Here is an 11,463-nt window from a genome sequence, read left to right as displayed (position 1 = left end):
ATGCTTCTAATGATCGAAAAGAAGGATTTAAGTGCATAACAGTTCGTAACAGTTTTTATTTTTAATACAACTATATGATTTATAATATTATTAGTATTTATTAGTTCGCATTAGTATCTTCTAATCCGCATCGAAAACGGGTAAAAAGACGGGTAACGCCAAATTCATTACCCGTTACCCGTATGTCAAACATAAAATTAACTGACGCAAAGATTAAAACCTTAAAGCCTCAAGAAAAAGTTTATCGCCTTTTAGATGCGGATCGACTCTATATAGAGGTGCGTCCGAGTGGAGCTAAATTTTGGCGACTGAAATATGTTTTAAATGGGAAAGAGTCATCAATGAGCCTTGGCGAGTATCCTTCTGTAACTTTGGCAGATGCTCGTCAATTAAAAGATGAAGTTAGGGCAAAATTAGCAAAAGGTATTGATCCAGTCGACTCTCGCAAAAAAGAACGTCAGGCAATGCAGGTTAAAGTTGCCAATACATTTGACATTGTTGCAAAGGAATATTTTGAACAGAGGTTAAATAATAAGTCAGATATTTATAAGACAAGTTTTATCACATCTTTAAAGAAAGATATTTCTCCTGTAATTGGGAAGAAGGATGTAAACGATGTCACTGCGGCCGACGTGCTTAAAATAATTCAAAACACGGTTAAACGTGTAAGCAAACAAAAGAACTTTGGCACTGGTGAAACAACAGCTATTCAGAATAGAAAGTTTGTTGGTGCAGTGATGCGTTATGCAATCGCAACCCTTCGAGCTGAAAATGATCCTACTTATGCAGTTCGCGATGTAATTGAACGACCTAAGATCAACCATGCTAAGCCATTAGATAGAGATGAAAGACGGACTATCAGAACTAATATTGATAACTACAATGGCTCTGAGACTGTTCAAAATGCTGGTTATATTCTGCTGTACTCAATGCTTCGATCTGTTGAAATTAGAAAAATGGAATGGCCTTGGGTTGATTTTGACAAACGTCTAGTTGAGTTCCCAAGAGAAGTCATGAAGAAGTACAGACTTCATGTTTTACCTATGTCTGATCAAGTCTATGAGATTCTAAAAAAACAGTATAAAAACTCAGGAAATAAAAAATATGTTTTCCCTGCTATTTATAAACCTGATGGCATGTTAGATAAATCAACTCTAAACAGAATGCTTAAATACATTGGGTTGAATGATGTAACTGCACACGACTTTCGTGCAACAGCTTCTACCCTTCTATATGAAAAAGGTTATGAAGAGGCTTGGATAGAAAGACAACTTGCTCATGCTGAATCTAACAAGACCAAAGCATCTTATGACCATTCACAGCACTTAGATGCTAGAAGAAAAATGATGCAAGATTGGGCTGATATTGTAGATAGCTGGGCGGTTTAGTCGCCCTGTTTTTTCTGAAATTTCCACCAAGTCTTTTTATAATAGACCTCATCACGCAAGAAATTGATTTTCAGTTCATTGCCATTGTAGTCATAAATTTTGGTGACTTCCCCATTCTTATCAATGTCAGCAACAAGGTCAACATTCTTTGTATTTGCAAAGTCGTGAAGTTTTATTAACTGATTAGACATTAAATTGCTCTCACACAAATAGAGACATTAACGTTACTATTAATTGTGTGAGCTGTGCAACCTGAGAAGATTAAGCACAGCAATGCGATGATCGATGCAACTTTAGTACGCTTACACATATAAGTTACTTCTTTAAAAAGAGTGCTCGCTCAGCTTCTCGGCGACGAACTAAACCTTTCATAACTTTGCCGCCTGCTCTGTTCCAAACTAGGAATTGATCAGCAGCACCTTGATAATCACGTTTATTTAGTTTCTTTAATAAGGTTGAATTAGCTAAATTAGTTTCACCAAGGTTATAAGTAAATGAAGCTAGAGCATCAAATTGATTTTGAGTGAGCGGGACTTTAACCAGTTTATTGATTGCAGTCTCAAATTTTGCTAAATCATTTCTAAGGTAATCTTCTGCTTGCTGTTCTGTGCAGGTATCGCCCTTTTTAACTCGAACACCATTAGGATATTTAATAGTTCCATAACCTATGGTCCAAACTCCCACACCATCATCGTAAGAAACAGTACGCTTCCCTTCAAAGCCTTTGATGAGGTTTAGGCCAACACTACTTGTAGTTTTACTCATTTTTATTCACTCGCTTTTCAATTAAGTTACTAACAAAATGAGTGCCCATATAACCAATGCCAGAGGCAATACCAACAGATACGATCTGTGGAACATTAAGCCACTCAAGTAAAGACCAGACACCAACTGAAAAAAGCCCACACATAATGGACTCTGCCCAATCAGCCTTACCTAATTTTTTCTTCGTTCGGAAATAAGCCATAATGAACCCCATAAAAAATGAAGTGATTGCTGTGCCAAAAGTTTGTAGAAACTCTTGAATGAATTTCCATGATTCCATGCCTTCCCCCTAATTTCGGCAATAAAAAAGCCCCTGTAGAGGGGCTGATGATTTATGAAGTACCTTTCTAGAAAAGTACTTACTAATTTACTTCCAAAATATATATTCTAATTGGAACTCTTTTTTAAATAGATAAGCTCCGAATAGTATTGAGACTCCAATGAATCCAAATAGGATATCTAGATCCAATATTCCAATTAAAGTAAAACCAATACCTAATATTGATAAAGCATACAGAAGAAAAAAAGATAACTTCTCATTCATTGTTTAAATTCACTTTAAAGGGATTTCCAAAGTTTTTAAGATACCATCGACCAACTTCACCTGAAGCGTCATAATTTATGTGTTTCTGATCTACATATAGAGGTAGACCATCCTTATCCACATAACACTTATCTTTATCACAGAAGAAACTTTCTATTTCAATGATATTTAGGTTAGGGTGTCTTGCTTTCAAGCGAGCTAACATTTCATTCCACTTCTTAAAGTGCTCTTCATGTTGTTTTCGCTCAAAGCTACAACTCAAATCTCCAAACATCTGTTTGCGCAATGGACAGTTTTGGTCTAAATCCTCTACCTTAGGGACTCCCCTAATAATATATGGCTTAGCCCCTGTGCTTGTGACAAGGTCAATTGCTCGACTCAAACCATCTTCCATCACTTGTTCGCTAGAGTGGTTGGTATTATCTTTGAAATGACTAACTTTAAAGTTATCAGCATAAGATCCAGCAAGTACAACGTAATCATACTTATGGGTGCTTAAATGCTCCTTAATTTTATCATTTCGCTCTTTAAATTCAGGCGCTAAATTCAAAGTTCCGTCTTTTAGTACATACCTTTCAACATCAGGCATAAAGAAAGTTGAGTTTTGATCAATTTCATAACCTGTTAAGTTGGCATTACTCAAGAGAACATTCACCATATTTGAATAATGGTTCGCGTGAGAATCTCCAACAAGTAAGGCTTCAACATGCGAATCTTTATGCCCTAAATAGCACTTTTCTAATGGTGGCAACTCTTCAGGTTCAGCATACATACAATCATGACGTATTGTGTGTGACTCTGAGTGGATTGCTTCTTCAGTTTTAGATACTTCTTTACTGAATCTTTCTTTGAATCCGCCATCAATAACTACAAATCCACTAAAACAAGCAAAAGCAATTACAGGTAATAGATAGCCCTTAAATATAATTGGTGCTGGATTTGATCCTTTAAATCTATTTTGAATTGGCTTCTCTACATACCTATAAGTCAAGTATGCAAGAGCAGTCATTAAAACTAGCAACAGCCCCATACTTAAAAAGCTTAATTCACCATATCGGATTTTGTAGAAGACGATTAAAGGCCAATGCCACAAATAAAGTGGATACGAAATCTTCCCAAAAAATGACATTACATTTAATGAAAGAAACTTCTTAGCAATCCCTTCTTTACCTTGCAAGCAATAGATAATTAATGCTGTTCCTAAACATGGCAAAAGTGCATAGATGCCAGGAAAGATACTTTCATTAGTTAAATATAGGCTTGAAAAAATAATCATTACCAAGCCAAGAAATGCCAAAATATTTGCAGTGGTATTTTTAAATGAAGCAGGTCTAATAAAGACGATTGAAGCTCCAATCAATAACTCAAATGCACGAGCAGGTAGCAAGAAATAGGATATTGCTGGGGCTTTAATAGAAAGGATATGTGCAAATGCACACCCTAGTATAATAGTTAAGGCAATTATTAATCCTGTCCACCTCTTAAAGAATGCTAACAAAAGCATCAGTACAGATGGCCAAATAATATAAAACTGCTCTTCAACACCTAGTGACCAAAGATGTAGAAGCGGGATATATTCAGCATTTGACGAGAAATATCCTCCAACTTCAAGCCACATATAAAAGTTAGAAGCAAATACTAAAGATGCCAAAACACTCTTATAAAAAGATACTAACTCCATTGGAGCTAATAAGAAGTGAGAAAAAATAAAACTTGCCAGAATTACTAAAAAGTAAGCCGGAGCTAAACGTAAAACACGCTTCTTGTAGAAATTCTTAAAAGTAAACTTCTTTTCTGTAATCTCTTTACTAATGATAGATGTAATCAAAAAACCAGATATAACAAAAAATACATCTACCCCAACATACCCCCCTTTAAAAAGGGCGATATCCAAATGATTGAAAATAACCAATAAAACCGCAATAGCGCGAAGCCCATCTATTTCCGTTCTATACTTCACAAAATTATGTCCAGTATTGTTATTAATGTATTGAGTAAATTGTATATCAAAATACTTACAAATAAATAACAACACCGAACATTTAATAATGGTTGTTACGCAGTTGTAATAGCCAATAATTCTTGATCAGTAAGCTGTCTATTGAAGAACAGAACTTCTTGAAGTACTTGCGTGCCGTTTGTCGTATAAGTAATACCAGAACCCAAATACATTCGCGTGAGGTCAGTCGTACCACTAAAAGATAATGTCTGCCCAATAACTCCATTCATTGCTAACTTAGCGCCAGTTTTTGAGAAGTTAATTGCCATGGTGTTGTTTTCTGACAATTCAGCACTATTTAAGAATGGTTCCACAACTGCATCTTTTAATCGTAAGAAGTTTGGACGTGATCCATTTTCCATTCGATTAACAAAAATGCCATTTGTCGTAGCAGCTTCTAAAAACTGGAAGAATGGCAATGTGGTTGAGTTGGTTAAATTTCTATTAAATAGAGGGGATGGAAAGTTCTGTTTAATTACTACACATCCCTCTCCATTATTAAAAAGCGTTGCCAATTGTGATGCATTTACCTGAATCACATCACTGTTATAAGTCGCAGCTGCAGTTGTTGTCACAATACGGGTAACACGCTTTCTATTACCTGTTCCTGAATATAAGCAGTAATACTGTAAACTTCCACTAACTGTTAAAGTTAGATTTAGAGTTTGGTTGCCAGTACCACTATTAACATATACAAATGGCGTATCCTGTGTTGCTATGCCCAGAACGGTAGTGCCATCTTTAACTTCTACAGATCCTGTGCCGATACATTCAAGAACAGCCGCAATTTTTGAGCCTAAAGTAAAGGCTAATGATCTAGTAGCTGGTGTCATACTATTAAGCAATGAATTCACAAACATTGCTTCAACCATTAAACCCTTCCTCATTGTAGTTGGATCTACAGTTGTTCTAGGCAAGTTGTTATTAACAATTGAGTAATCAAAAGCCCCGTTATATGAGCCTGCTGTATTTGCTCGAGTACAGGTAATTACATCAGTAATAGCCACACTTGCTGACCCAATTTTGAAACTTGCATCTCTAAAGTCCAGTGATCCTGTTAAGTTGGGAATGCCTAGATCAGAAAGTTTCTTATAAACAACGCTTTTGTCAGAAATTACTGTAGCTGTCATTATAGGTCTCCTATGGATTCAATTGTTGTATCTGCGACCTTTAGCTGCCAACGCGGTGTAGTTACTTGGTCTGATGTAAAAATGCAGCGCAATTTAAATGTTGATTCATCTAAAATTGGCAAAAAAGAAGGTTTATATAAGTTTGGATTTGGATTAGTTACCACTGTTGATTGGCTTGAAGTGAAATTCTGCATGTCATCACTTACAGCAAAGTAATAAGCATCGCTTGAATCAACATGAAGCATAGCAACAAGCTTATTTCCAACAAAACGCATATCAAAATGCCATATAGCAGTAGCTACAGGGAAGCCAGTCAAAACTGCTTCGGTTTTAGATGACCATTGGCGGCTTCTGATGTCTTCAGTGGTTCTGTAGTAGAGCTTTCCATTGCTGATAGCATATAAGTAATACAAATCATCAGTTGGGTTGTATAAAATATTAGGGCTTAACATTTCATCTAATTCAGTGCCATCATTTACAAAATAGGCATCTCGTAACCAAACATAGTCCGACCAGTTTTTCCCATCACATGTAGACTTCGCTACAATTTCGTTGGTAATTTTGTCAGGTGTTGTTTGCCCATCATAACGCAAGGTTCTACGCCAAAAGAAAAGTAGATCACCACGTTTTACGTCATAAACAAATCCAGAGTCAGAACAAAAGCCACTTGTAACTCCATTTATATTTGGCGGGTCCCGATCAAAAGGAGTTGGAAAGCCTGAAATAAGCTCCCATTTTTTTAGCTCTGGATCATTGCTACCATAAATAAAAGGGAGTTCGATATCTTCATTGGTATTTGTATATGGGTTAAGACCTAACCAGTATTTATACCCAGCCATCTTCTGTTCAAACTCAATGATCTGAGGGTGAACAACTCCAATGTCTTCCTTCCAGCTTGGATCATAACCCGGCACAACAATACGTTCTGTTGGAACTGTCAACTTAATTGTATTTACCCAGTTCTGCCCTAGTGTAAATCTCTGCTTACTCATCCACCGTGGAACAGGACATACATATGGGGAAGTTGCACGAACATTACCAAGGCGCTCTAAATAATCAGTGTTATATAAATCACGCTTCTTAATAATACTGTTTGATTTGAGGGAGAAATTCTTTTGTGGAGCATTTAATTGATCAGTTATAACTTTAAATTGTGACTGTACTGAAAGGGTTTGATCAAATAAATATAAGTAACCTTCTTGCCCAATGCGAAAAAAAGAGTCTGAGTTTAGATCTATGAAGTTAAAAATACTTCTGGAATCTTTTTTAAGTAAAGGCTTGGTTTTGTCTTGAAGCTGAACAATAAGCTGATTTATAGAATAGTTACTTCCAAATGTCCAAATTTCACAATTACTATCAACCCAAAAAACATGCGCGTCATTCGAAGAAGCTACTGCAAAGAATGGCTTGGCTGGGCCCTTTTTAATGGATTTATCTACATAGCTAACAGTAAAATCTTTAGACTGAGTTAATGGATCGTAAATTGACTTTGTAAAGTTCGTTCCATCCCATTGCCAATCACCATTATTTGTAGATGTACTATCATTAGTTACAGTAACTTTTGATTTAGCAGGGATGTTTGCCTTGTCTGCATCCATTGCAGCATAAGTTAAATATGCCCTATTACCTACCCCAAGTGAACTAATTTGTCCTTGCAAAGCAAGCTCTGCACTTGTTGCTCTTGTAACTTCATTGGCAATTGATGTACTTAAGGTTGTATTTACACCAGATATCTGAGTGCTTAGTATTGCCTCTGCTGTTGTGGCTCTAATAGTTTCTGCATCAATCTGAGCCTTTACACCTTTGGCGGAAGAAGGCGGATCAAAAGAACTAACAAACTGTACGGGATATTGATTACAGTTCTTAATAGATATAGAACATGAGACTTCTTCAATGAATATTTTCGCAGGCACATCGTCACGAACAATCAAACCATTTCTAGTTCTTAAGGGTTGAGTTGCAAGCTCTGTTTTTTCTTCATTCCAATAAACATTAATTGGGTTTTGCTCAGGATCCTGACCATTAACACCAAGAAATAAAAAACCCGCATTAAGCGGGCTTCCATCGATATCACTAAAAAGTGGGTACGGGGTTGTAACTTTATTGCTCATTTACATACCTATTTAAAATATGTGGAAGTTCACGCGCACGGGATCGAAACGACCTTGGGTGTTATCGCCACCAAAGGTGCAAGAAATTCGAAATTTTGTTGTTGACTTAGCTGTAAAATCGGCATCTTCATTGGCTGACTTTGCATCACCCCCGCCAGAGACTGCACAGTTAGCTACAACGCCATATTTGTTATCAGGTAGGGCTTTAGAGAGTGTCACTTCATACAAGCCAATACTTACACGTGTAACGCTCTCGAAGTTCCCGCCACCAACCTTTGTGCCATCCCCGTTGAATACTCCAAAAGCACGGGCGCCAAAAACGGGAGCGTCACCAGTCGCATTAAGAGCTTTTGCTACCGCCTCAGGCATCTTTTTAGGTGTGATAGCAACATTATCGAGCTCACCTGCTTTTGCTTCAGCAGAAGTGGCGACTCGAATAATCCCTTTATCTGTTTCAGAGGCGTCTTTCACCTCGTCAGTAAACTTCTCATCCACTTCTTCTTTTGAATAGACTTCAAGATTGGTTCTAGCTTCATCTTTGTTAGGCAAGTCTTCTAAGTTTTCACCCTTCTTGAGAATCGTTGCATTAATGTCAGCTTGTGAATCGCCAGTTACAGGATCTACAACTGCTTCAGGAGTAATCCCTGGATTGAGATTGATATATGCAGAGTTCCAAACAGGTATTTTCTGTTTGTTTTGAACAAGGATCGAGACGATTGGATCTGCTGTAAATACTTCGCGTGGCGCACCGTTTCGCACTACATAACCATTTCTGGTTCTTAATGGATTCTCGGCAGGCATCGTCAATGCAGCGTCATAGAACAAAGCAATTGGCGAAGAAATTGGATCTTTGTATTTCTCGCCGATAAAAATAAACCCCGCATCTAGCGGGGTTCCATCTGTGTCATTGTATATGGGGAATGGCGTCGAGACTCTATTGCTCATTCTTTCGTACTCCGTGGCTTAAGAGCTTGAGTTACACGTGCTCTGACCTTGTTGTCTTTAATGTGTTTCGTTGCAAGTCGCAGTGCCGATGCAACTGGCGCAGGGAATCCAGATAAACCAGACATAGCAATATCCATTGCAGCAGCTAAAGTGGCAGCAGTATTGCTGTGGTTAATTGCTGCCGAGGCTGGTGTAGTAAACAATGTTTTAGAGATTTCGTTGATTGCTCGAAGCTTCTCGGCGCCTTGTGGTCCAAATACATAATCAAGTTTCCCAGCATCATCCAATCGCTTAATAGCTTTGTTTAATGCCGCTGCACTGATCATTTGATTGCCTTGAGCATCTGGAGCTACACCAGCAGTAGCTGCATTCTTAATCTCTTGAAGGGTTTGACCTTGGATATCGCGCCATGCTTGTTTCCCTTCATCACCAGAGGTTAGAAGAGTTCGCTTTGCAACACGAAGGTCATCAAGTGATCCGTCATGAATAATTCGTTTCTGAATATCTTCTAATGCAACACGACGGTCATCAGTGCCTGTCTTATTCGTGGTTAAATCTCGAATAATTGTACGGCTTTCCCAATGATCAGCCATGCGTTTACGTTCATTACGAGCTGCCTTGTAAAGGTTGCCCACAACTGGCTCAACATGTTGGTCGATCATGTCTTTAAGGATTGCAGTTTGGCGGATGTTAGGCGCTTCCTGATTTGTGTTGGCATTAATCTCTTGGCGCCATTTCTCCATTTGTTTAATCGTTGGATTGTTTGGAATTAACTCTCCATTCTCACCACGTATAGCAATACCTAAAGATTCAGCTGTGCGTTTAGCACTAGTTAAAATTGGAGTGGTTGGCAAATCTGGCTGTGAGTTCAGGTAGTCAATTACAGACATTGCTTCATTTTCACCAACTCTTACTGGTTGGGTTAAATCTACAGGAGTCTGCGCCTCTTCGGACTTATCAGCCTTTGCATAAGCAACACGTACACGATTCTTATCGGCTTGTAATTGCTTTTGAAGAGCTTTATCAACTGCGATACCAGTTTCACGCATATTCGTAGCTTGAGCGCCTGTCATATCAATAAATGCATCGATATTCTGTTGCATTACTTGGTGTTGTTCTTCTTGGCGTTGGCGAAGTGGAGCACCTAATTCGGCATCTTTAGAAGTTTCAACTTCAAACTTCAGCTGTGCAGGATCACGTGTCATCTGACCTTCTGTCAGTTGAACTGGATAAGGCAATTCTTGCGACATAGCTTGTCGAATCGTAGCTTGATCAACTTGAGCAGCACCCACATTTGCAGGAGCTGGACTCTCTGCTTCTGCCGTTCTCATGCCCACCATCTCACCGACTCGCTGAGCACCAGAACGCACAATATTTGCTGTTGCTTGAATTGGTCGCTGCACAGCCTGACCCGCCCGCTCAACGACTGGCGCAACTGCTTGAGCAGTCCGAATTGCTTGACCATGTGCAATTGGCGCAACACCACGTGCAGATTGACCAACTAAAGCCAACTCACTTAAAGCAGGGGTTAAGGCTGCTAAAGGCTCAGAGATTTCACCCAAGGCTTGAGTATATTCCTGACCAATTTGAGTTCTTGGTGCATAAGTTAAGTCTGCCGCACCTTCTGCCGCATTTTGGGAAATACGTTGAGCTGCTTCTGGTGTGCCAAAATTACCTGAAAGAATTTCACGGCCAGCTTGGCCTAGGGTTCCACCTAGCATCCCTAATGTTCCGCCTGTTGCTCCAGTGGCAGCAGATAAAGCTGTTTCACCCAATCCTAAGGCTTTATCTGCTAAAGATAGCTCTGGTTGTTTAGGTGTGGCTTGTGGTTGTTCATAGGTTATGACCCCATTTGCATCAAAGTCTGGTAAGCCTTGAGGTTGAGTAGCAGCATCTTTTATACGACCATCCTGTCTTGCTTTTTGGTATTCCTCAACAATACGCTGTGCACGCCTTGCATCAACTTTTGGTTGTGCTTGTGCTTCTTGCTCCTGTTGTTTTTTCTTGTACGCTGCAACAATATCTGAGGCTTTGGATTGGTATTGTTCGCGAGCAGGGTTTGCCATTCCAAGATCACTCCAAGACCTTTTTGGCTGAGCATAAGGTGAAGATGGCAATGAGGCCCAAGTGCTACCAGATTTTTGAATTGCTGTTTTGAAGTCGCCCTTCAAGACTGATGGCAATGCGCCATTTTGTGCAAGCAAAGCTACTGCTGCAATATCCTGATTCTTTGGTGAAAAGTCTTTCAGTCCAAGCTGTTTGGCTACACCATTCCATGTATCTTCAAGGAATTGATATCGTCCCGCAGCAGTGGTTGCATTTTTCTTACCATCTGTTTGAGTGAATCCCTTTTTTACACCAGGATGCCAAGATAAATCATTAACACGTTCATTACCGAACAGGGTGTTATAATCATGCTTTACACCTTCTGCACTAGCAATCAAGTTAAGCATTTTTTGCACATTAGGTGCATTCAGTAGCTTTTCGTAATTATCTCTTGTTGCCATAGCTTTTCCTTGGGCGTAAAAAAGCCCAAATAGTTTTAGCTATCTGAGCATTTAATTTGTGGTGACTTATTGAC

9 protein-coding genes are annotated in these 11,463 nt (G+C 38.8%); 1 reads left to right on the top strand and 8 read right to left on the bottom strand.

What is annotated here, in order from left to right:
* The first annotated feature begins 182 nt into the window (after positions 1-182).
* Positions 183-1,388, top strand: coding sequence for a tyrosine-type recombinase/integrase (locus ODQ17_RS17185; protein ID WP_322905176.1), 1,206 nt, complete (start codon positions 183-185; stop codon positions 1,386-1,388).
* Here the strand turns inward: ODQ17_RS17185 and ODQ17_RS17180 are convergent.
* From ODQ17_RS17180 to ODQ17_RS17145, 8 genes are all read right to left on the bottom strand, one after another.
* Entirely contained in the window at positions 1,385-1,579 is a 195-nt protein-coding gene (locus tag ODQ17_RS17180; RefSeq protein WP_322905174.1) for a hypothetical protein, read from the bottom strand. The genes ODQ17_RS17185 and ODQ17_RS17180 overlap by 4 nt on opposite strands.
* Positions 1,580-1,703: 124 nt before the next feature.
* Entirely contained in the window at positions 1,704-2,153 is a 450-nt protein-coding gene (locus ODQ17_RS17175; protein ID WP_322905172.1) for a lysozyme, read from the bottom strand.
* The gene (locus tag ODQ17_RS17170; RefSeq protein WP_322905170.1) at positions 2,146-2,433 is read right to left on the bottom strand and encodes a phage holin family protein; all 288 of its coding nucleotides are present in this window, start codon (positions 2,431-2,433) and stop codon (positions 2,146-2,148) included. The genes ODQ17_RS17175 and ODQ17_RS17170 overlap by 8 nt, the downstream gene beginning before the upstream one ends.
* A gap of 256 nt (positions 2,434-2,689) precedes the next feature.
* Positions 2,690-4,657, bottom strand: coding sequence for an acyltransferase family protein (locus ODQ17_RS17165; RefSeq protein ID WP_322905168.1), 1,968 nt, complete (start codon positions 4,655-4,657; stop codon positions 2,690-2,692).
* 95 nt (positions 4,658-4,752) lie between these two features.
* Positions 4,753-5,826, bottom strand: coding sequence for a hypothetical protein (locus ODQ17_RS17160; protein ID WP_322905166.1), 1,074 nt, complete (start codon positions 5,824-5,826; stop codon positions 4,753-4,755).
* A complete protein-coding gene (locus tag ODQ17_RS17155) occupies positions 5,826-7,937 on the bottom strand; it encodes a hypothetical protein (protein WP_322905164.1) in 2,112 nt (703 codons plus the stop codon). The genes ODQ17_RS17160 and ODQ17_RS17155 overlap by 1 nt, the downstream gene beginning before the upstream one ends.
* Positions 7,938-7,949: 12 nt before the next feature.
* Positions 7,950-8,882 (bottom strand): hypothetical protein, encoded by a 933-nt coding sequence (locus ODQ17_RS17150; RefSeq protein ID WP_322905162.1) that lies wholly within the window; start codon positions 8,880-8,882, stop codon positions 7,950-7,952.
* Positions 8,879-11,389 carry a glycoside hydrolase family 24 protein gene (locus ODQ17_RS17145; protein ID WP_322905160.1) on the bottom strand — a complete coding sequence of 837 codons (2,511 nt, stop codon included), beginning with the start codon at positions 11,387-11,389 and terminating at the stop codon, positions 8,879-8,881. Before ODQ17_RS17145 ends, ODQ17_RS17150 begins: the two co-directional genes overlap by 4 nt.
* Between the last annotated feature and the right edge of the window lie 74 nt (positions 11,390-11,463).

It is taken from the genome of Acinetobacter sp. IRS14 (assembly GCF_034650275.1).
GTDB classification, from domain to species: Bacteria; Pseudomonadota; Gammaproteobacteria; order Pseudomonadales; family Moraxellaceae; genus Acinetobacter; species Acinetobacter oleivorans.
The sequence above is the reverse complement of the archived record's forward strand: the minus strand, read 5'-3'. Positions and strand labels throughout refer to the sequence as shown.

Bases quoted from the DNA above. Each gene is read 5' to 3' on its own strand.
- ODQ17_RS17145 (WP_322905160.1), bottom strand. From the start codon at position 11,389: ATGGCAACAAGAGATAATTACGAAAAGCTACTGAATGCACCTAATGTG.
- ODQ17_RS17150 (WP_322905162.1), bottom strand. From the start codon at position 8,882: ATGAGCAATAGAGTCTCGACGCCATTCCCCATATACAATGACACAGAT.
- ODQ17_RS17160 (WP_322905166.1), bottom strand. From the start codon at position 5,826: ATGACAGCTACAGTAATTTCTGACAAAAGCGTTGTTTATAAGAAACTT.
- ODQ17_RS17175 (WP_322905172.1), bottom strand. From the start codon at position 2,153: ATGAGTAAAACTACAAGTAGTGTTGGCCTAAACCTCATCAAAGGCTTT.
- ODQ17_RS17180 (WP_322905174.1), bottom strand. From the start codon at position 1,579: ATGTCTAATCAGTTAATAAAACTTCACGACTTTGCAAATACAAAGAAT.
- ODQ17_RS17155 (WP_322905164.1), bottom strand. From the start codon at position 7,937: ATGAGCAATAAAGTTACAACCCCGTACCCACTTTTTAGTGATATCGAT.
- ODQ17_RS17185 (WP_322905176.1), top strand. From the start codon at position 183: ATGTCAAACATAAAATTAACTGACGCAAAGATTAAAACCTTAAAGCCT.
- ODQ17_RS17170 (WP_322905170.1), bottom strand. From the start codon at position 2,433: ATGGAATCATGGAAATTCATTCAAGAGTTTCTACAAACTTTTGGCACA.